Consider the following 19413-nt stretch of genomic DNA (forward strand, 5'->3'; position numbering starts at 1 on the left):
AAACGCCACTTTGCCAGCGTTATACTCAGCCCTCCATCCTCTACCGGACTTTCGCTTTGTCAGCTCATACGCTTCTTGTTCGTCAACTCGGTCTGCGCGACTGGCAGCCCGTCTCCGATGCCATGCATCAGTTTACCGATCAGCGCCACAGTGAAACCCCGGATGAGATCTGGCTGGTTGAGCACCCGCCGGTGTTCACCCAGGGACAGGCCGGTAAAGCCGAGCATCTGCTCATGCCAGGCGACATTCCGGTGGTGCAGAGCGATCGCGGCGGTCAGGTGACCTATCACGGGCCGGGCCAGCAGGTCATGTACGTTCTGATTGATATCAAACGCCATAAAACTGGCGTGCGCGAGCTGGTGACCGCGCTGGAGAATACGGTGATCGCTACGCTGGCGGACTATCAGGTGGCCGCGCGGGCGCGAGCCGATGCCCCCGGCGTCTACGTGGGTGATGATAAGATCTGCTCCCTTGGCCTGCGCATCCGCAAAGGCTGCTCGTTTCACGGTCTGGCGCTGAATGTCGCGATGGATCTCGCACCCTTCCTGCGCATCAATCCCTGCGGCTATGCCGGCATGCAGATGACCCAACTGAGCCAGTTCCAGCCTGGTGTTACGGTAACGGACGTGCAGCCACGTCTGGTGCACCATTTTGCCCGTCTGTGCCGGTTTGATGAGGTTGAATGGTTGAATGAGGCGACATCTTGACCTTGTCTGTATGTGCGCATTTACAAAATTGTAACCTTTGTCTCCGCTTATCGGCTGCTTCTGTGCGGGCGAGATGATATAATTTTTGCAATTTTTTCAAATAAAGTTGAAAGCCTGGTTCTCAGTTTGAGTGAGGAAGCTTTCAAATCGCAATCCCGACCGGAACCTGCAGATTTATGAGTAAACCAATTCAGATGGAACGTGGCGTCAAATATCGCGATGCCGACAAAATGGCGCTGATTCCGGTGAAAACCGTGGTCACCGAGCGCGAAGAGATTTTACGTAAGCCCGAGTGGATGAAGATCAAACTGCCTGCGGACTCCAGCCGCATTCAGGGTATCAAGGCTGCCATGCGGAAAAATGGCCTGCACTCGGTGTGTGAGGAGGCCTCCTGTCCTAACCTTGCCGAATGTTTCAACCACGGCACCGCAACCTTCATGATTCTGGGCGCGATTTGTACCCGCCGCTGCCCGTTCTGCGACGTCGCACACGGCCGCCCGAATGCGCCGGACGCGAATGAACCGTTGAAGCTGGCGCAGACCATTGCCGATATGGCGCTGCGTTATGTGGTCATCACCTCTGTTGACCGTGATGACCTGCGTGACGGCGGTGCTCAGCACTTTGCCGACTGCATTACGGCCATTCGTGAAAAGAGCCCAACGATTAAGATCGAAACGCTGGTACCTGACTTCCGTGGTCGCATGGATCGTGCACTGGAGATCCTTACCGCCACGCCGCCGGATGTGTTCAACCACAACCTGGAGAACGTACCGCGCGTCTATCGCCAGGTGCGTCCGGGTGCCAACTATGAGTGGTCGCTGAAGCTGCTGGAGCGTTTCAAAGAGGCGCATCCTGATGTGCCGACCAAATCCGGCCTGATGGTGGGCCTGGGTGAAACCAATGCGGAGATTATCGAAGTGATGCGCGATCTGCGTCGTCACGGCGTTACCATGCTGACGCTCGGCCAGTATCTGCAGCCAAGCCGCCATCACCTGCCGGTACAGCGTTATGTCAGCCCGGCTGAATTCGATGAGATGAAAGAGGAAGCGATGGCCATGGGCTTCACCCATGCCGCCTGCGGCCCGTTTGTACGCTCTTCTTATCATGCCGATATGCAGGCGAAAGGCCTGGAAGTGAAGTAACAGCCTGTCGCAATTGCGCCCGTCGTGGCGCAATTGCAAAATTCTCCTTAAAAGCTTTAAGACTTGTGCCAAATCTGTCGCTTTAACCGCTGAGGCCGTAAAAGCCCTTTTTTTCTTTTTCAGCGTGTTTTTTATAAAGGTCAGATTATGCAACCATCCTTTCATGTCGATGAGCCCGATTTTCGGGCGGCAGATGTGGCGGGTCACTCCATGAGTCAGCGGCGTGCCGGCGATTCGGGCGAAAGCTGGAAGCGCGAAAGGCCCGCACTACGCCAATGGATATCACCAACCCATTTGTCACGCCGCACGCCTCCTGTGAACTGGCGTTTCTGGCAACGGCGATCAGCATTGAACATCGTTACGACGAAGTGCACATGCATCTTCCCGCTGCCAGTCATACGCCCGCCACGCTGCCGCTGCAGGCCGCTGATAACGTAGTTTCAGCCGCAGAAGTGCCGGTTCTTCCGGTCGCGCTGCCTGCCATAAAAACTGAAACCGTCCCGGAAGGGTATGCCATCAGTGCTGTTCCCGTGCCTGTTGTTAACCCGCTGCTGCCGCAGTTTTGGTTACCTCAGCCCCTCTTATCCCCTGCCACTCTCGTGAAGATCGGAGTAACTGCCTTCAAAACAGCCCAGCCTGCCGCGCTGTTGCCGAATGATAGCGTATCCGATATCAAAGCTCCGGCGGCCCTCCACGCGCGCTATGATGATGACTACAAGCCGGCGATGTTCAGCGGTAAAGCCCCGGCTGGAAAACTGCTGCAGTTTTACATTGACGGTATACTGGTGGGCAGTATTGAGATCGATGAGAGCGGCGACTGGCAATTTGAGCAACCAGCAGGATTAGGCGGCGCGCAACACACCTTCAGCGCCATCCTCGTCGATGAAGAGGGGGTGATCGGCGAGCAGCTGGATATGCCTTTTACTTCGCTGCCGTGGCTGGATAGTACGCTTCTTCCCCCTGACGAGAGTGAACTGGTCCGAATCGAGCTGGCGCTGATTGAGCTGACGCTACCGCAGGAGGATACCGTACCTGCGATCTCTCCGCTGCCGCTGACAAACGAGATTCTAACTGACTGGCAGACGCAGGCGGGCATCAGCGTAACGACACCGCTAACCGGAATGGACCTGCTGATGTGGGATGAAAGTGCTGACGGCCCTGTTGTGTGGCACTAAATAAACAAAAACCAGACTGCTGCAGTCTGGTTTTTTAGTAGCGCAATAAATATTTACACTTATTGACGTTCAGCGCAGAGATTACTCTTTGTGGCTAACGCGTTCAGCCGGAACTTCTTCAGCGCTCTGTTTGGCGGTGGAGGATTCATCATCTTTCATGGCTTTTTTGAAGCCTTTGATTGCGGAACCCAGATCGCCACCCAGTGAACGTAACTTATTGGTGCCAAAAAGCAGTACGATAAGCGCACCGATGATCAGCAGTTTGGCAATACTGATACCTTCCATATTTTACCTTTCAACCTTCGCGAAAACGGACAACCGTTATTAACGCGCAGTTTATCACCTGTCTCAACTGGAATCTGTAACAGAGTGAGATCGATGGGTCAGATAAACCGGCTAAGAAACGCCTGAGTTCGCGGGTAGTGTGAGTTGTTGATCGCCAGCGGATAGTAATCCGCGTTTATGCCCGCCAGCGCGATGGCGGCAATCATCATTTTCCCTCGATAGCTTCAGCGTGGCTGCAGTTCAGGGCGGACAAAGCGGCGATTTTCCAGTACCGGCAGTACGCTTCGCGCCCAGGCAATGCGCTGCGGATCAAGTTCCGCAAATATCAGGGCTGCGGATTCCGGCGCTTTCGCAATCGCGACGCCAAGGGGATCAATCACCAGGCTGTTGCCAATATTACGCGGACCGCACTCGCCAACCGCCACCATATAGCAGGTGTTTTCCAGGGCACGCGCGGTAGTCAGCAACTCCCAGTGCATCTCCTTAAGCGGCCCTTTAACCCACGCTGAGGGCAGCACCAGCACATCGGCACCGTCCAGCGCCAGACGGCGTGCCAGCTCCGGGAAACGCACGTCGTAGCAGGTCATCAGGCCCACTTTCATGCCCGCCACCTCCACCAGCGGCGGCACCTCATGGCCAGGATTGACGCGCTGTGACTCCTGCATCGCAAACGCATCGTAGAGATGCAGCTTCACGTACCGGGCGATGATTTCGCCATTGCGGAGAACGATCAGAACGTTATGCGCTTTATTACCCTCAACCGGCACGTGTACGCTCATTATGGTGGTCAGCGTATTACCGCGGCTGGCCGCCAGCAACTGCGTGACAAACGGCCCATCCAGCGGCTGTGCGGCTTTCAGTACGCGATCGGGATCGGCGATGTCCTGCGCCAGCACGGCTTCCGGCAGCACCAGCAAATCCGCCCCGCCGGCCAACGCATTGTTCATCAGGCCAATACAGATCGCGGCATTCTCCTGCCATTCGCGGCTGACGGCAAATTGTCCCATTGCAACTTTCATCGTTACTCCCCTCGGGGGCAAATACCGCGCTCAGCTCATCAGCCTTTAACCTTCAGCAGCAGGCCAGCGTCGGCGGTTAGTCATGGCTTCCGGTCGCGAGATAAACGTTAGCCCAGACCTTTAATGTGATAGCGCGGTGACTCAACATAACCTTCACGTGCATAGAACTGATTGGCTTTAACGCGTGAGGCGTGACAGTGTACTTCCATGCGATCGCATCCGCGTGCGCGCGCCAATTGTTCGGCATGGTTCAGCAGCTGCTGGCCGCTGCCCTTGCTGCGCTCACCTTCGGCAATGCAGAAATAACTAATGCGGGCAAAATCGCCTGCCAGCGCCAGCTGCGGAATAAAGTGCAGCGAAAGAAAACCCAAAACCTGATAACCGTGCTCCGCGACCAGCAGCACTTCATCAGGGTGGCTGCTTAGCTGTGCCAGGCGCGCTTCTATAAACTGTTCGGTATTGCGGTAACCCAGTTCGGTTAACAGCGCACTCAGGGCAAAACTGTCTTTAGCCTGTGCTTCACGTATGTTCATCCTGCCTCCTCCCTTTTCCCTGCCTGCTGTTATATAGCGTTGGCCGCTAAAAAGCTGCACGTATGATTTGTTATGAGGATGTTACAGACATTATCTGTGAGATACGCCGCAGAATGTGCGTTGTCATCCGGCTGTTATGCGCGCTTAAGGCTGGCTTAATCTTGCTTTGCCATGCTGACGGAAATGAACTGACGGGGCAAATGGATGAAGAACTTGATACCGCGTTGCTTTAATGAACTGCTGGCGCTCTCAATCACCACCGTGGCGATTATTGCCTGGGCGATGATGTGGTGGCAGGCCTGAAAAAAGGATAAAAAAAACCCGCCAGAAGGCGGGTTTTTAAAATTCTGACTGTTAACTTACAGAGCGATAACGTTAGCAGCAGATGGGCCTTTAGCGCCGTCGGTGATTTCAAACTCTACACGCTGACCTTCAGCCAGAGTTTTGAAGCCGTTGCTCATGATAGCAGAGAAGTGTACGAATACATCTTTGCTGCCATCTTCTGGAGTAATGAAACCGAATCCTTTGGACTCATTAAACCACTTAACGTTACCTTTGATCTTGGACATCTATATTACCTTTACATGAAAAATGGACACTAAACTGTGTCGGCATCTAGTACAGCAATTGCGGTGACATTTGTCCAGTGAGAATTGATGAAAAAGTGATAAATATCGATTTTTTCCACCTCCTTCACACTTTCTGCCTCTTCTCCTGGCTTAAAACTGGAAGCGCAGCCAGGCAAAATAGACGTTGCCGTTGTTATAAGTGCCCGGAATATAAGTCATTTGGAAGGTAGCCGGGCCATATCCTAATGACGCCAGCGGTAACACCAGCGGAATCGGGATATAGTTCCAGTTATCTCTGGCCGTAACGCCTGCGGTGTAGCCGGCACCGAGATGGAAGTTCTGATCGTTCAGCGGTCGCCATGTCGCTTCCCAACCGTAGCCGGCAATGGGTTCCCACTTGTTAAACGAATCTTTAAAGGCCATGGCATACAGGCCATGCCAGTTACCCTTCTCATCCCAGCGCGACACACCGCCGCCAGCGCCCCATGGTCGCTCGTTGTATTTTCTGATGTGCTCATCATCATAGGTTAAGCGGTTGTGCCAGGTAATTGCCGGCACGTAAAGGTCGTAACTTTGCGGTTGTGACCAGGTTTGCGCCACGTTGCCAGAAAACGTATTCCAGCCCGTTTTAAGCGCTTCGCCGGTGGTTGCCGCTGGTGTTGAAAAAGAGACCGGTAAGGTCAAAATGCAGCCTGAAAAGGCGGCTAAAAGGTGCCGATTCACAACAAAAATTTCCTGTTAATTTTTTCCGAACACAGCGACCGGGAAGGAACCAGGCCCACTCTCTCGGCTTCGCTGCTGATGCATTTTCGTGCCTGAATAGCCTAATCAATACCCGTACTTTATGCGCCAGGCATAGTCCGGATCCCGGGCAATCAGGTGGTTAATTTTACCTCAGAAAATACGGGGAATCGAAACGGCAGCTAAACGAGTGGAAACTGTTGTAAAGGGATCAAATTGTGCACTTCACGTGTAACTATAACCTTACTTGATTACTTAATAATCAGCAACTTACTCACGATCTTTTCAGTGGTGAATAAGTTAATAAAATTTATCAATTGAACTTAAGGGGTAGATAAGATAAATCTCATGACTTCCAGGACGGAAAGAGGAGAAGTGAAATGATTATTCGTTGTAGCCGTTGCGGCTGCGCGCGGTTTTTCTACACATTACCCGGCAGCGAAAACGCCGATAAAGCGCGTCATCATGGTGCCTGTTGCGCCAGATGTGGTAAGGCCATCAATCAGCATGACCTGATGCCACGCTTACCCACTTCTGTTCCCCCTCCAGCCCGCCATGCTGAATAGCTGAATCAGGCACCCAAAGGTGCCTGTACGCGTCAGAAAATCAGTTTAAACACGCCCGTTATCGTCAGCAGTCCCACGATAAAGATGATGGCAATAATCCACAGAATTATTTTCATAGTTCGCTCCTTCAGTGATGAAAATTAACGCGTCTGGGATTCAGTATAGATGATTATTCTGGCTTCGCTCGATCATGCGAAGCGGATCTCACTTAGCGCTTCTCAGAATAGTTATCCTCCATTTATTTTGCGAGAAGGGTCGCAGCTAAGGCCCTTTTTTGTCCCTTGCCGGGCACGTATCAGACGCAGATTGTCTAAACTTACAGCGCCTGTAGCAGGCCTCAATTGTTATCAATGCCTACGTAACAAGGAGACATTATGAGCACAATTAATACCAGCATGGGACGTTACAGCCTTAAGGCAAAGGAGTATGGCAATCACATTCGCGGTAGCATTGCCATCAATGACGAAGGCGGTACGCAGCTCACCCTGCAAGAGTTCGATGAGCACTATCTGGACGATGTGGTCAACAATGTTATTTACCCGGTCACGGGTGGGAACCGTGAAATTACCCGCGCCCTGCGCGAAGAGATGGTAAAAGCGGGCTTTGAACAGCCGCATTAAGCCAGTTGGGCCACATATTGTGGCCCTTGCTTTATCCGGGTTGCGGTTAGACCGGTTTTCGGCGCAGGATGCGTCTTTACCCGATAAGGAGATTGACCGCATGACCACGCTTCATCGCATTTCCCCTTCAGCGCTCCATTCGTTTGTTCAGGCTATCTGGTTACAGGCGGGCAGCAGTGCCGCCGAGGCGCGCCTGGTGGCCGACCATTTGGTCGCCGCTAACCTGGCCGGACACGACTCACACGGCGTCGGCATGATCCCCAGCTATATGGCGTCGCTTACGCAGGGCTTTTTGCAGCTCAATCAGCACGTCAGCATTGAGAAAGATGTTGGCGCAGTGATAACCGTCAATGGTCACAACGGTTTTGGCCAGGTGGCCGCCTATGAAGCGATGCAGCACGGCATTGCACGTGCAGAGAAGTTTGGTATCGCGGCGGTAGGTTTACATCATTCGCACCATATTGGTCGCATCGGACACTGGGCAGAGCAGTGTGCGGCCGCGGGCTTTGTATCATTCCACTTTGTGAACGTGATGGGCGACCCGATGGTGGCGCCGTTTAATGGCAGCGATCGCCGTTTCGGCACCAACCCTTTCTGCGCAATCTTTCCGCGCCGCGCCGGCAAACCGCTGCTGCTGGATTTTGCCACCAGCGGTATCGCCTTTGGCAAAACGCGCGTGGCGTTTAATAAAGGCCAGCCGGTGGCGCCAGGTTATCTGATTGATCATCAGGGCCAGCCCACATCAGACCCGGGCGTAATGCATCAGCCGCCCTTCGGTTCACTGACGGCGTTCGGCCTGCACAAAGGGTATGCGCTGGCGACCTTATGTGAAATTCTGGGCGGTGCGCTGTCGGGGGGCCGCACCACGCACGATGCCACGCTGGTTACCAGTCATGACGCTATCTTTAACTGCATGACCACCGTGATCCTCAATCCTGACGCTTTTGATGCGCCGGGCATGCAGGAGGAGGCTGAATCATTTCTGGCGTGGGTTAAACGTTCACCGCAAAGTGGCGCGGCGCCCATTCAGGTACCCGGCGAGTGGGAAGAGCATAACCGGCAGGTACGCGAGCGCGAGGGCATTCCGCTGGACAGTAATAGCTGGGCGCAGATTTGTGCCGCAGCCCTGCAGGCCGGCATGCCAGAGGAGACGCTGGCGACCTGGCGTGCGTTAGCGCAGTAAGTCGCCCGGGGAGCTGAGGCGCAGCGGCCTCAGCTTAAGGATTACAGCGCCGCCGAAAGCAGCAGACAGCCGATCAGACCACACAGCGAGATGATGGTCTCCAGCGCTGACCAGGAGCGAATGGTTTCGCCAATCGTCAGGTTGAAGTACTCCTTGAACAGCCAGAAGCCGGGATCGTTCACGTGCGAGAAGATCACGCTGCCGGAACCGACCGCAATCACCATCAGTTCCGGGCTGGCTCCGCTGGTCACAATCAGCGGCGCGACAATGCCCCCGGCGGTAATGGCAGCCACCGTCGCTGAACCAAGCGCGATACGCAGTACAGCGGCAATTGACCAGGCCATAAAGATCGGCGACAGGTTAGTTTCATGCATCATGCTTGCGATGTACTTATCGACGCCGCTGTCCACCAGCACCTGCTTGAACGCCCCGCCACCGCCGATGATCAACAGCATCATGGCAATGATTTTAATGGAGTCGGTGATGGTGCCCATCACTTCATCCATGCTGCGTCCGCGGTTGAGACCAAAGGTGAAGATCGCGATCAGCACCGCAATCAGCGTTGCCATGATGGGATCGCCGAAGAACTCGGCGTACGGCAGCAGCACGTGGCCTTTCGGCAGCAGCATCTCGGCCACGGCACGCAGCGCCATCAGAATCACCGGAACCAGCGCCGTCCAGACGCTGACGCCAAAGCCTGGCATCTCTGCTTCAGTAAAGGTTTTAGGATTCCACAACCCTTCCGGGATAGGCTTATCAATGCCCTTCAGGAAACGCGCATAGACCGGGCCGGCGAGGATAACGGTTGGAATACCTAACAGCGTACCGTACAGCAGCGTTTTCCCCATGTCTGCGTTAAACAGCGTGGCAATCGCCGTCGGGCCCGGATGCGGTGGCAGGAAGCCGTGGGTGACGGAGAGCGCAGCAGCCATCGGCACGCCGACATACAGCAGCGGCACGCGGGCTGAAGCCGCAATGCTGAACACCAGCGGCAGCATCAGCACAAAGCCCACTTCGTAGAACAGCGCGAAGCCGACGGTAAAACCGGTCAGCACCAGCGCCCACTGGATATGTTTCTGACCAAATTTTTCGATCAGCGTGGTGGCGATACGCTGTGCGCCACCGCAATCGGCTAACAGTTTGCCGAGCATGGCACCAAATCCCATGATCAGCGCCAGGCTGCCCAGGGTGCCGCCCACGCCGGTTTTGATCGAGCCGATCACCTTGTTCACTGGCATGCCCTGCATCATCCCCACCGCCAGCGCGACCAGAATCAGCGCGATAAATCCGTTGAGTTTGAAACGAATCATCAGCAGTAGCAGGAGCGCTACGCCAATTGCCACATAGAGTAATGGCATAATTTTTCTCCACTTTTGTGCGCGGCTGTTAACCGGCAGCGGTTTGTTGTAGTAAGCCCGGGGGCCAGAGTCAGTGCCTGATGCTTCAGCGTGTAGCATTCTGTTACCGGTATCATGTTAAGGGTAACATTGCCGGGAAATCACCTGGCGCGGCGGGCGAATTTCTGTTTTGCGAAGGTGATCAACTTTTTGCCCGCCAGTTATCAGATTGTTTGCACCGGAAGCGTCACGGCTTTTGGTTACACTAGCGGTTTACGCCAATCAAAAAGGATATGCAGGTGAGTGAGAATCTGATCGAGCTGTACAGTAATCAACAAACCCTGTTTGGGCGCGGCAGTATAGACCGTCTGGTGCCGCTGCTGGCCGCCAATCCACAGCCGACCCTGCTGTTCTGCGGTCGCTCTTTTCTCAACAGCCCCGCCTGGGCGCGCCTCGGCGCCGCCTTACATGACCAGATCCTCGGCTATGAGATTGTCAGTCACGAGGCCTCACCGGCGGAGATCGATGGCTGGGTGCAGCGCTGGCGTGGACACGTTGATCGCGTTGTTGCAATTGGCGGCGGCAGCGTACTGGATGCCGCGAAAGCGTTTGGCGCGATGATGCAGCATCCGCTGAACACGGCGCGCTATCTGGAGAAGGTGGGTGATACGCCGGTACAAGCCGTAACACTGCCGCTGATTGCGATTCCCACTACGGCCGGCACCGGCAGCGAAGTGACGCAAAATGCAGTGGTAACCGACCAGCAGGAGATCAAGGTCAAAGCATCACTGCGTCATCCGGTGTTTGTGCCGCAGGTGGCTATTCTCGATCCCGATCTACTTAAAGGCGCGCCAGACTCAGTCTTAGCAACCTGCGGCATTGATGCGTTTACCCATCTGTTTGAGGCCTATCTGTCGCGCAAGGGCAATCTGTTTACCCGGCAACATGCGCTTAATGGCCTGCAACTCTTTTTCCGTGCCTGGCCGCATTTGAACCGTGATGACACCGTGGGAGATGACGCGCGTGAAGCGATGATGATGGCATCGTGGCTGGGCGGCATCAGCCTGAGCAGCGCCGGCCTGGGGGTTATTCACGGCATCGCCGGGGAGCTGGGCGCGATTAAGCCGTTCCACCATGGCGAAGTGTGCGGCCGTTTACTGTTTCCCTTCCTGGATGTGCTGGCTGAGACAACGCATCCTGAGCAGCAGCGCCTGATGGCCCAGCTGGGTGAACAGCTGCTGCCGAATGAGGCAGCACCGCCTGCGCTGGCGCTGAAAGCCTGGCTCCAGCAGCATGCGATTGTGCCCTTCTGGCAGGATGGCCCCACGCTCTCACCAGAGGACGTTGACTGGATTGTAGCCCGTGCCAACAGCAAAAATGGCTGGGTGAGCTATGACGCACCGACGATGACAGAGATGCTCGTGGCTGCGTGGCGGGTTGTTTAATACCAGATACCGTATCGTTGAGAAAATCCCACTGCAGATAGCGCAGTCAGGCCGGACAGGCCTGACTGTAAAGGCCTCTGTCAGGCAAACGGCCCCTCTTCTGCCAGCATCTGCTCAATCACCTGCAGCACCCCCTCCTCACTGTTCAGCGGGGCGACATAACGCGCCGCCTCTTTCACCCGCTGCGGCGCATTCTGCATCGCAAAGCTAAAACGTGATTGCGTCAGCATCTCCAGATCGTTACCGCCATCGCCAAACGCCAGCACGTTATCGCTGCTGATGCCCCAGCGGTCCTGTAGCAAACGCAGGCCGTTGGCCTTATGCAATCCCGGCACAATCAAATCCACAGAGCCGTGACCGCTGGAGGTCGCCGCTGCCGCGCCCCGATGCACGCGGTTAATATCGGCCATCAGGGTATCCACGTAATCGTCGGAAAGGTTCAGGGCGAACTTGAACAGTTTGTCATCGCCGACATCGGCAAGGCTGTGGATCTCCTGCAGACGATGACAGTAGTGCCGCATCTTGCTCAGCCACTGCGCATCGGCACCGGCAAAGTGATAGGCACTGTTGCGTCCGCACAGCAGGAACCGGAGGTTGGGATAGTGCCCCTGATGCAACGTCTCCAGTACGGCATTCACATCGTCGCGTGAAAATTCTCCGCAAAACAGCTCTTCATCACAGTCGATAATCCACGCGCCATTCTCTGCAACAAAGGCAATCTCGCTGGCAATGTCAGGAAAGAAGGATTTGAGCTGGTAGTACTGGTTGCCGCTGGCCACCACAAATTTGATGCCGCGCCGTTTCATCTCCTGATAGCAGATGTGAAAACGCGCCCGGTTGTAGTGCTTTTTATCGTCGAGAAAGGTGCCGTCCATATCCACCGCCACCATTTTTACCACGGTCATCATGACTCCTTATCGCTTTGAAAGGAAAAACGGGTCACAAAGAGGATAACCTGGTGAGCGGCGAAAGCAGAAAGAAACACGGATGGCCGCCGCCATCCGTGCAGGGTAATCAGTTGATGGCGTTGTTGAGCAAAATCGCCGTAATAATCCCGGTAGCTGCCGCCACCAGCACGTAGTTGCCATCAATATAAGCCCAGTGCTCACCGCGTGGTGGCTCATACAGACCGCGATCGCGCCAGTCATCTACGCGGTAGTGCGATCCGCGAAACGCCTGCGGTGCCGGATAACCCCGGCGGAAATCGTGACCATTCCAGGCAAAGCGGTCGCCGCCGTGATGGCCTTCCGGCATGCGATGGCTGGCATAGTTATCATGATGATCGTCACCACGCCCGCGATCGCCACCGCGGTGCTCATCTCGATCGGGGCTGTGACCGCGATCCTGATGCTGATCGTTTCCGTGTGACTCCCATCGGTGATCGCCCGGCCCGTCCGCCCACGATGTGCCGGAAATGAGTGTGCTGCATGCAATAAGTGAAGCAATAATAGTCAATGTTGTTTTTTTCATGATGTTACCTCCAATAATAACGGCAGGCTGTATGCCGTTGAGCATCACTATTGTTTAAATAGAGGTAGAAAATCATTTCCAAAAGTCTTAAAAATCTTAAACTTACAATATATTACGCCGCGTTAGCGCTTTCTTAACGATTGTGACCGTTTTGACATTAATTGTTTGCCAGTGGCGGCATGCGATTATTCAGTAATTAAGGGGTAAAAAGAAAAAACCCGACCTTGACGATCGGGTGGAGAATGCTATTTCCATAAAATGCATAAAGCGGGGAAACCCTGCTAATGAAGAGGGTAAAACTGAAGCACACAACGCCACATCACGAGCATTGCGCATTAATAATATCATTACGACATGCAAAATACTTATAAAAACTGCATCTTTTCGGATTAAACCTTAAAAAAGAAAGATTGTTCATAAATAACCTACCGCGCCCGGACTCACTCGTCTCAAATAAGGTCCGTGCTCTGACCACTACAACAATTCAAGAAAGCTTTTGACATAAGAAAATCTACAAAACTGCATTAATCCACAGTTAGCCACTGAAAAGCATAACAAAAAACCCAAACAGCATAATGTTTCCCACCGGATAAACGGCGTAATTTTAAATAGCATCATCACCGTTAAGGTCTGGCCTGCTATTTTACGGCAGGCCAGAAAAAAATCACAATCAATTTACTGGAGTGATTAATACCCGACTTAATATTAATATTCTTAATCACGCTCAATTTCCTGCCATGAGTAACGTGCAGGAGGTAATTTTACCTGCCGCTACGCTTTTTTTAATTGCTTAACTCTTACTGTTTATTAACGGCAAGATGACGCGTCACGGAAGCCGGATGACGCTTCAACGCAGCGGCTGGCCGGATGGGCCGCCGCACCAGTTCGCCGCCGCAGTTCGGACAGTGCTGAGCCAGCGGACCTTCGGCACAGTCCGCGCAAAACGTACACTCAAACGAACAGATGCGCGCCCCGCTGGTCTCAGGGGGCAGATCTTTATCACAGCACTCACAGTTTGGTCGTAGTTCCAGCATTATCGTCTCCCGTGGTTAGCGCTTTATCATTACCCTACAGGCTGTCCGTTACCAGTCTGCCTGCGGACATCAGGCGGACAGATCGGGACAGCGCGCGGCGCAGAGCGCGTCAGGGTTTCGCTAAAAACATTACATTCCCCGCCGGGCGTTCTATAGTTCATTCGCTACGTTTATCCTGCGAGGCTATTGAATGCGTGTTAAAGGCTTAAATATCGGTTTCTTCATTGTTATTTTGGCGATCGTCACGATCGCCTTTTTCGATGTGCTGACACCTTACTTCTCCGCCATTTTATGGGCGGCTATCCTGGCGGTGATCTTTGCACCGCTCAAGGCCCTGCTGCGCCGTAAAATGGGCGATCGCAATGGGCTGGCCTCTTTTGCCACCCTGGTGATTATCTGCCTGATTGTTTTTACCCCGCTGGCTATCATCACCTCTTCACTGGTGGTGGAGGTCAATACGGTCTATACCAAGCTGCAGAATAACTCGGCGCAGTTCCCTACGGTCTTTGCCGATCTGCTGCAGCATCTGCCGGGCTGGGCACAACGCTATCTGGCGGATCATGATCTGAACAGTGCGACGCAAATCCAGCAAAAACTCTCCAGCTTTGCCCTGAAGGGTGGCCAGTACATGGCGGGTAGCGTGTTCCTGATTGGTAAAGGCACATTTACCTTTACCGTTGGCTTCGGCGTTATGCTCTATCTGCTGTTCTTCCTGCTGAAAGATGGTGCCTGGCTGGTGGGCCTGATACTGGAAGCGCTGCCGCTCTCCACGTACGTCAAACACCACCTGATGATGAAATTTGCCGCAGTTTCGCGTGCAACCGTCAAAGGCACCGTCGTGGTGGCGGTGGTTCAGGGGATTCTGGGCGGCTTCGCCTTCTGGATCACCGACATTGACGGCAGCCTGCTGTGGGGTGCGCTGATGGCCTTCCTGTCGCTGATTCCGGCGGTCGGCTCCGCCATTGTCTGGGTGCCCGCCGCGATCTTCTTCTTCGCTACCAGCGCGCTGTGGAAAGGTCTGTTCCTGGTGGGCTTCTTTGTGGTTGTCGTTGGCCTGGTGGATAACATCCTGCGTCCGCTGCTGGTCGGTAAAGATACCAAGATGCCGGATTACCTGATCCTGATCGCCACGCTGGGCGGCATGGAAGTTTATGGCATCAACGGTTTTGTCATCGGGCCGCTGATCGCCGCGCTGTTCATTGCCTGCTGGAACCTGCTCTCTGGCCGCGACAACCGCGATAACGCCGAGGAGATCGACGAAGAGTTTATCGAAGAGGGTAAACTGCGCGATTAAGGTTCTACCTCTCTGCTGGCTACCGCCCGGTAGCCAGCCTTTGCTTAATCGTTTTGCCTGCGGTAGGCTCTTTTGCTGACATTTAACGGACGACCGCAAAAGAGCTAACATGGATGCACAGCCCACTCCTGAAAGTATTCTGCGTGCCTGGCAACGCATAGAGTTTTTCCAGCCCTACACTCTCGATGAAAAAAAACAGAGCATACGGCTCACACTCAGCGAGCTAAGGCGCGCTGGCGATCGCTTATTGCCATGGCTAAACGCGGAGCTGCGGGAGCAGTGTGACATCCCGGACAGGGCCGCTTACGTTGTTCATCTCGGACTATTTGATAAAAGTATCGCAAACCAGGTAGCGCGGCAGGTATTTGGCACGGAGTCCGGGCTGGCGGCAGAAGAGAACGAACAGCGGCTGGATAATGAGGGGATAACTTGCTTCGCCAAGGTCGTCGTGGACAAGCATGGCGCACCCGCGTTGCAAGATCTATCCGTTAGCTCGCTCCCCTGGGCACTCGGTCATCTTGCTCAGCAGCGCTTTAATCAGCTTCACTCTCAAACCTTTAAAAACCACTGCGAAACCCTGGCCGATAAACTCACTACGTTTGCTCTATCATTGCGGGCAGCTGTTGAAAATGGTCCGCGCATTCTCGGGGCAGCTGATGTGCTCGCACTGCTGCACGATGAGTTAGTCCCCTGGGCAGATTTTTCGCCAGCATGGAAATATGCGCTGCAGATCGACTGGTTTGAAAGTGGCAGTAGCGCCTCAGAGGATGATACTGCGGATGAGGATGAGGCTGGTGGATCGAATAATATCGCGCTACCGATCCTTAACAGCTTCTTTTTTGATGACCTGGAAATCGTCAGCGCATCTCTGCACCCTTCGCAGAAGAGCAAGAGTTTACGTGCTTATCTCAGTAATGAGAGCGTACCAAAAATCGATCTCTACTCTCAGTCAGCTATGGATGCCATTATCACCCTGTCGCATCCGGCCAAAACCCCACCCGGCCGATGGCCCGCAGATCCCCGTCACAACATGTCGCTGATGCAACAGTTTGCCATTAACGCCGCAACAACCGAGCTGGCAGACGGCGGTATCCTTTCGGTCAATGGACCGCCCGGCACCGGGAAAACCACCCTGCTACGCGATCTTGTGGCGCACAATGTGGTTGAACGCGCCCGCGTGCTGAGCGGCTTCACTCAGGTGGCCGACACGTTTGATAAGAACGGTTTGCTCGTACCAGCGCTGTGCGGGTTTGAGATGGTGATTGCCTCCAGTAATAATGCCGCCGTTGAGAACATCTCGAAAGAGCTGCCTCAGCAATCCTCCATTGCTGAGGCGTACCGTGAGATAAATTACCTGGCAGCAAGTGCTAACCAGATTGCGGCAGCCGGTCTTCCCAGGCGCGACAAGAGAACGGCCAAAGAGCCCAATGGTAAGGGCCGTACTTATCATCTGTTTCGTCCACTGGAGACGGATAAGCAGTGCTGGGGCGTCATTTCAGCTGCGCTGGGCAGTAAAAAGAATCGCCAGCGCTTTGCGCAACGCTTCCTGATTGATGAACACTTCCTGCGTGATACGCCCGCAGAAGCCAATCGGCCGCAAAACGAAAACTTCCTTAGCCTCTGGCGCTGGTGGAAATGCCATCAGCACACCTCATTTGCCGAGGCAAAACGCGCCTTTCTGCACCAGTTGAAGCAGACTGACGCCCTGCAGCAGCAACTGGTCACGCTGGCCGATCTGCGTGCAAGTGAGCCACAAGACCTTACCCCGCTTAAACAACAGCTGAATGCGCTTCAGCAGCAGCTGACGCAGCAGGTGCGAGCCCGGGATCTTGCTGAGACGCAAAATCACGCGCTGGAGGTGCAGATACGTCACCTTCTGCAGCAACAAAAAGTGCTGGATGCCACATCGCCCGGATGGTTTAGCCGCCTGCTGAACCGAAAAAAAGTTCAGGCTTACCAGCAAGAGAAGGCAGCCGTTCAGCAAAATCTGCTCCAGCTTACGCAGCAGCAGGTGCTGTACGCGCAACAGCTGGAGGCCGCGCAGCGGAAAACAGGTGAGATTGAGAGCCAGATACAGCATGTGCAACAGCATCTGCAGCAACTGATTGACCGGCAGGCGGCACAAGCGCGCGAAGTACAGGCGTTGCAGCAGCGATTCCCTGATGTGGCAATGCCCGATCCTGCATGTGCAATTGACGATGTCACGTTGCAGCGTAATGCGCTCTGGCAAAATAAAGAGATTAACGATCAGCGCTCACGGCTGTTCGTTGCGGCGATGGCGCTACATCAGGCCTGGTTAAATGAAGCACTCTATCAACCGGCGTTTCGCAGTGTGCTCTTTGGCATGAGCGATTTTCTTGCCAGCCCCCAGAAGAGCCCGCAACCGGTGCGCGAATGGCAAACGCTGTTCATGATGGTGCCGGTCCTTTCCACCACGTTTGCCTCAGTCGGGCGCATGTTTAGTGGCGTTGGTGCCGAAGAGCTGGGCTGGTTGCTGATTGATGAAGCCGGGCAGGCTTCACCGCAACAGGCCGTGGGGGCAATCTGGCGAGCCAAACGGGTATTGGTGGTGGGCGATCCACTGCAGATCGAGCCGGTATTTACCACTTCACCAGCGCTGGTGAAATACCTGTGTGAAGATACGCTGGCCCGGCATGCTGACCACTGGAATCCCGGCTTGTTGTCGGTACAGCAGGTCGCCGACCGCACCAATCATTGGGGCTGCGAGCTGGAGGTCATGAATCAGGTACAATCTATCGGCATTCCGCTTTGGGTCCACCGCCGCTGTCGCGAGCCGATGTTCAGTCTTGCTAATCGTATGGCTTATAACGGTCGTATGATTCATGGTCTGGATACTGAAGCCATTCGCGCCCGGCCTTTACAGGGCCTGATACACAATCGCTGGATACATGTCACCGGTAAAACCACCGATAAGCAATATCACGACAGCCTGGGCGACGGCCTGTTGCAACTACTGGATACGCTTCTGAGCCAGCATGTTGCACTGGCATCGCTTTATATCATTACGCCGTTTAAAGCGGTTAAGTTCGCATTGATCGATCGGCTTGCACAGCGGGATCTGCATACATGGCGCCAATGGCAGCCAATGTTAAAGCAGAAAGAGATCAAAGAGTGGCAGGAGAAAAATATCGGTACCGTGCATACCTTCCAGGGAAAAGAGAATGACACGGTTATTCTGGTGCTGGGCTGTGATGAAGAGAATAAGGGTGGCGCGCACTGGGCTGCCAGCAAACCCAATCTGTTAAACGTTGCCCTCACCCGCGCTAAAAATAATATTTTTGTTATTGGTAACCGTACGGTTTGGGGGAGCTACCCGGGTTTACAGGATTGATCTCAGCACTGGAGACGGCATCGGTAACAGCGTCCCAGCGCTGGATTAATCCACCGGGAAAATAAGCTACGCTTTAAAAGCAACGCTGGGTTGCTGAGCAAAAGGGATGCGCATGATGAAAACATTACTGGCCGGCATGATGATGGTTTCCAGTTTGATGACGCTGGCAGGCTGCCAGCAACCGGATCGCCCTATCGGCCCGGATGGACGGCCTAACGTGCAAACAGAACAACCTGTGCCGGGCGGCCCGATGAGTAAAGGCCCGGTCGGGCAACCGCAAGCGTAATGCCCCATCAGCGCACATAGCCTGGGGTGAATTGTTCACCTCAGGCTTGCCCTGCGGGCTGCTGCTCGCCTCGGGATCAGAGATTCTCACCTGATGACGTCAGGTGCCCCTTTAAACCACAGTTATTACTGGCACGTCTCCGCTAGAGATTTTGCGCTATTCATGCCAGAATCCGCCCCATCTGAAGCGAAGGGAATCTGCTCCATGCCGCAACCGCAAGCCATCTGCCAGATAAGCGAAGGCACTGTCAATCTACCCGTAGCCTATCGGGATCGTACCGTTAATATCTTTACTTCCAGCACAACAAACGCCCCTGCGTTCAATATCTCCCGCGATACATTACAGGAGAGTGAAACGCTGCCCGCTTATATCGATCGCCAGCTAAAACTGATGCAGCAGCACCTGAAGGGCTGGCAGCAGAGCCTGCGGGAAGCGGCAGCGCTGGGGAAGCCCGCACTTGTTGGTGAAAGCGTTCACGCCAGTTATCTGCGCGACGGCAAACGCATCTGGCAGCAGCAGGCGGTGTTCACGCCCGACAACCGCCATGTTCTGGTTTTCACCATGACAGCAAACGCGGCATTTACCGCGGCTGATAACGCACTGTTTCAGGAATTGCTGGGGAGCTTCCGTCCACACGCTTAACAATAAGGATTGT

The 19413-nt window shown here is 54.4% G+C and carries 19 protein-coding genes and 1 pseudogene; 10 read left to right on the plus strand and 10 right to left on the minus strand.

The window, feature by feature from the left end; translation table 11 throughout:
- Positions 1-56 precede the first annotated feature (56 nt).
- The 3 genes from lipB (at position 57) to HA48_RS09910 (ending at position 3024) form a co-directional block, all read left to right on the plus strand.
- The gene (gene lipB / locus HA48_RS09900; protein WP_128601060.1) at positions 57-707 is read left to right on the plus strand and encodes a lipoyl(octanoyl) transferase LipB; all 651 of its coding nucleotides are present in this window, start codon (positions 57-59) and stop codon (positions 705-707) included.
- A gap of 176 nt (positions 708-883) precedes the next feature.
- Positions 884-1849: a lipoyl synthase gene (lipA, locus tag HA48_RS09905; protein WP_128601062.1), complete on the plus strand. Its 966-nt coding sequence runs from the start codon at positions 884-886 to the stop codon at positions 1847-1849.
- A gap of 275 nt (positions 1850-2124) precedes the next feature.
- Positions 2125-3024, plus strand: coding sequence for a hypothetical protein (locus HA48_RS09910; RefSeq protein ID WP_128601064.1), 900 nt, complete (start codon positions 2125-2127; stop codon positions 3022-3024).
- An 81-nt stretch (positions 3025-3105) separates the two neighbouring features.
- On the opposite strand, the gene tatE is transcribed toward HA48_RS09910, so the two are convergent.
- The 6 genes from tatE to HA48_RS23030 form a co-directional block, all read right to left on the minus strand.
- A complete protein-coding gene (gene tatE / locus HA48_RS09915; RefSeq protein WP_128601067.1) occupies positions 3106-3309 on the minus strand; it encodes a twin-arginine translocase subunit TatE in 204 nt (67 codons plus the stop codon).
- A gap of 224 nt (positions 3310-3533) precedes the next feature.
- On the minus strand, positions 3534-4328 hold the full coding sequence (locus HA48_RS09920) for a deaminated glutathione amidase (protein ID WP_128601070.1): 795 nt from the start codon (positions 4326-4328) through the stop codon (positions 3534-3536).
- 107 nt (positions 4329-4435) lie between these two features.
- On the minus strand, positions 4436-4861 hold the full coding sequence (locus tag HA48_RS09925; protein ID WP_128601073.1) for a GNAT family N-acetyltransferase: 426 nt from the start codon (positions 4859-4861) through the stop codon (positions 4436-4438).
- 359 nt (positions 4862-5220) lie between these two features.
- Positions 5221-5430, minus strand: coding sequence for a transcription antiterminator/RNA stability regulator CspE (cspE, locus tag HA48_RS09930; RefSeq protein WP_034829024.1), 210 nt, complete (start codon positions 5428-5430; stop codon positions 5221-5223).
- A 150-nt stretch (positions 5431-5580) separates the two neighbouring features.
- Positions 5581-6153 carry a lipid IV(A) palmitoyltransferase PagP gene (gene pagP, locus HA48_RS09935; protein WP_128601075.1) on the minus strand — a complete coding sequence of 191 codons (573 nt, stop codon included), beginning with the start codon at positions 6151-6153 and terminating at the stop codon, positions 5581-5583.
- A 616-nt stretch (positions 6154-6769) separates the two neighbouring features.
- Positions 6770-6853 carry a small membrane protein YohP gene (locus tag HA48_RS23030; protein ID WP_017346848.1) on the minus strand — a complete coding sequence of 28 codons (84 nt, stop codon included), beginning with the start codon at positions 6851-6853 and terminating at the stop codon, positions 6770-6772.
- Positions 6854-7111: 258 nt separating this feature from the next.
- On the opposite strand from HA48_RS23030, the gene HA48_RS09945 reads away from it, so the two are divergent.
- Both HA48_RS09945 and HA48_RS09950 read left to right on the plus strand, forming a co-directional pair.
- Positions 7112-7357, plus strand: a complete 246-nt coding sequence (locus HA48_RS09945) for a hypothetical protein (RefSeq protein WP_128601080.1) — start codon at positions 7112-7114, stop codon at positions 7355-7357.
- 100 nt (positions 7358-7457) lie between these two features.
- On the plus strand, positions 7458-8540 hold the full coding sequence (locus HA48_RS09950) for a malate/lactate/ureidoglycolate dehydrogenase (protein WP_128601082.1): 1083 nt from the start codon (positions 7458-7460) through the stop codon (positions 8538-8540).
- A 41-nt stretch (positions 8541-8581) separates the two neighbouring features.
- Here the strand turns inward: HA48_RS09950 and gntT are convergent, their stop codons facing one another.
- Positions 8582-9898 carry a gluconate transporter gene (gene gntT, locus HA48_RS09955; protein ID WP_128601085.1) on the minus strand — a complete coding sequence of 439 codons (1317 nt, stop codon included), beginning with the start codon at positions 9896-9898 and terminating at the stop codon, positions 8582-8584.
- A 114-nt stretch (positions 9899-10012) separates the two neighbouring features.
- Between gntT and HA48_RS09960 the strand changes: the two are divergent.
- Positions 10013-11322 (plus strand): annotated as a pseudogene (locus HA48_RS09960) (iron-containing alcohol dehydrogenase).
- Between the two features lie 80 nt (positions 11323-11402).
- On the opposite strand, the gene HA48_RS09965 reads toward HA48_RS09960, so the two are convergent.
- The 3 genes from HA48_RS09965 to HA48_RS09975 form a co-directional block, all read right to left on the minus strand.
- Entirely contained in the window at positions 11403-12227 is an 825-nt protein-coding gene (locus tag HA48_RS09965; RefSeq protein WP_128601091.1) for a Cof-type HAD-IIB family hydrolase, read from the minus strand.
- Between the two features lie 109 nt (positions 12228-12336).
- Positions 12337-12792, minus strand: coding sequence for an RcnB family protein (locus HA48_RS09970; protein ID WP_128601093.1), 456 nt, complete (start codon positions 12790-12792; stop codon positions 12337-12339).
- Positions 12793-13589: 797 nt separating this feature from the next.
- Positions 13590-13826, minus strand: a complete 237-nt coding sequence (locus HA48_RS09975; RefSeq protein ID WP_128601096.1) for a DUF1272 domain-containing protein — start codon at positions 13824-13826, stop codon at positions 13590-13592.
- A gap of 190 nt (positions 13827-14016) precedes the next feature.
- On the opposite strand from HA48_RS09975, the gene HA48_RS09980 reads away from it, so the two are divergent.
- From HA48_RS09980 to HA48_RS09990, 4 genes are all read left to right on the plus strand, one after another.
- Complete coding sequence (locus tag HA48_RS09980) at positions 14017-15120, plus strand: AI-2E family transporter (RefSeq protein ID WP_128601098.1); 1104 nt, start codon at positions 14017-14019, stop codon at positions 15118-15120.
- Between the two features lie 109 nt (positions 15121-15229).
- Positions 15230-18472 carry a DEAD/DEAH box helicase gene (locus HA48_RS09985; RefSeq protein ID WP_128601101.1) on the plus strand — a complete coding sequence of 1081 codons (3243 nt, stop codon included), beginning with the start codon at positions 15230-15232 and terminating at the stop codon, positions 18470-18472.
- A gap of 112 nt (positions 18473-18584) precedes the next feature.
- Positions 18585-18758: a hypothetical protein gene (locus tag HA48_RS22040; protein ID WP_158086964.1), complete on the plus strand. Its 174-nt coding sequence runs from the start codon at positions 18585-18587 to the stop codon at positions 18756-18758.
- Between the two features lie 204 nt (positions 18759-18962).
- On the plus strand, positions 18963-19400 hold the full coding sequence (locus HA48_RS09990) for a DcrB-related protein (RefSeq protein WP_128601103.1): 438 nt from the start codon (positions 18963-18965) through the stop codon (positions 19398-19400).
- Positions 19401-19413: the final 13 nt, after the last annotated feature.

Origin of the sequence: Pantoea wallisii (assembly GCF_002095485.1) — a bacterium.
Taxonomy (GTDB): domain Bacteria; phylum Pseudomonadota; class Gammaproteobacteria; order Enterobacterales; family Enterobacteriaceae; genus Pantoea; species Pantoea wallisii.

Coding starts and splice junctions, on each gene's coding strand:
- gntT (WP_128601085.1), bottom strand. CDS start 9,898: ATGCCATTACTCTATGTGGCAATTGGCGTAGCGCTCCTGCTACTGCTG.
- HA48_RS09990 (WP_128601103.1), top strand. CDS start 18,963: ATGCCGCAACCGCAAGCCATCTGCCAGATAAGCGAAGGCACTGTCAAT.
- HA48_RS22040 (WP_158086964.1), top strand. CDS start 18,585: ATGATGAAAACATTACTGGCCGGCATGATGATGGTTTCCAGTTTGATG.
- HA48_RS09910 (WP_128601064.1), top strand. CDS start 2,125: ATGGATATCACCAACCCATTTGTCACGCCGCACGCCTCCTGTGAACTG.
- lipA (WP_128601062.1), top strand. CDS start 884: ATGAGTAAACCAATTCAGATGGAACGTGGCGTCAAATATCGCGATGCC.
- HA48_RS09950 (WP_128601082.1), top strand. CDS start 7,458: ATGACCACGCTTCATCGCATTTCCCCTTCAGCGCTCCATTCGTTTGTT.
- HA48_RS23030 (WP_017346848.1), bottom strand. CDS start 6,853: ATGAAAATAATTCTGTGGATTATTGCCATCATCTTTATCGTGGGACTG.
- HA48_RS09985 (WP_128601101.1), top strand. CDS start 15,230: ATGGATGCACAGCCCACTCCTGAAAGTATTCTGCGTGCCTGGCAACGC.
- HA48_RS09945 (WP_128601080.1), top strand. CDS start 7,112: ATGAGCACAATTAATACCAGCATGGGACGTTACAGCCTTAAGGCAAAG.
- tatE (WP_128601067.1), bottom strand. CDS start 3,309: ATGGAAGGTATCAGTATTGCCAAACTGCTGATCATCGGTGCGCTTATC.
- HA48_RS09975 (WP_128601096.1), bottom strand. CDS start 13,826: ATGCTGGAACTACGACCAAACTGTGAGTGCTGTGATAAAGATCTGCCC.
- HA48_RS09925 (WP_128601073.1), bottom strand. CDS start 4,861: ATGAACATACGTGAAGCACAGGCTAAAGACAGTTTTGCCCTGAGTGCG.
- HA48_RS09920 (WP_128601070.1), bottom strand. CDS start 4,328: ATGAAAGTTGCAATGGGACAATTTGCCGTCAGCCGCGAATGGCAGGAG.
- HA48_RS09970 (WP_128601093.1), bottom strand. CDS start 12,792: ATGAAAAAAACAACATTGACTATTATTGCTTCACTTATTGCATGCAGC.
- HA48_RS09965 (WP_128601091.1), bottom strand. CDS start 12,227: ATGACCGTGGTAAAAATGGTGGCGGTGGATATGGACGGCACCTTTCTC.
- cspE (WP_034829024.1), bottom strand. CDS start 5,430: ATGTCCAAGATCAAAGGTAACGTTAAGTGGTTTAATGAGTCCAAAGGA.
- HA48_RS09980 (WP_128601098.1), top strand. CDS start 14,017: ATGCGTGTTAAAGGCTTAAATATCGGTTTCTTCATTGTTATTTTGGCG.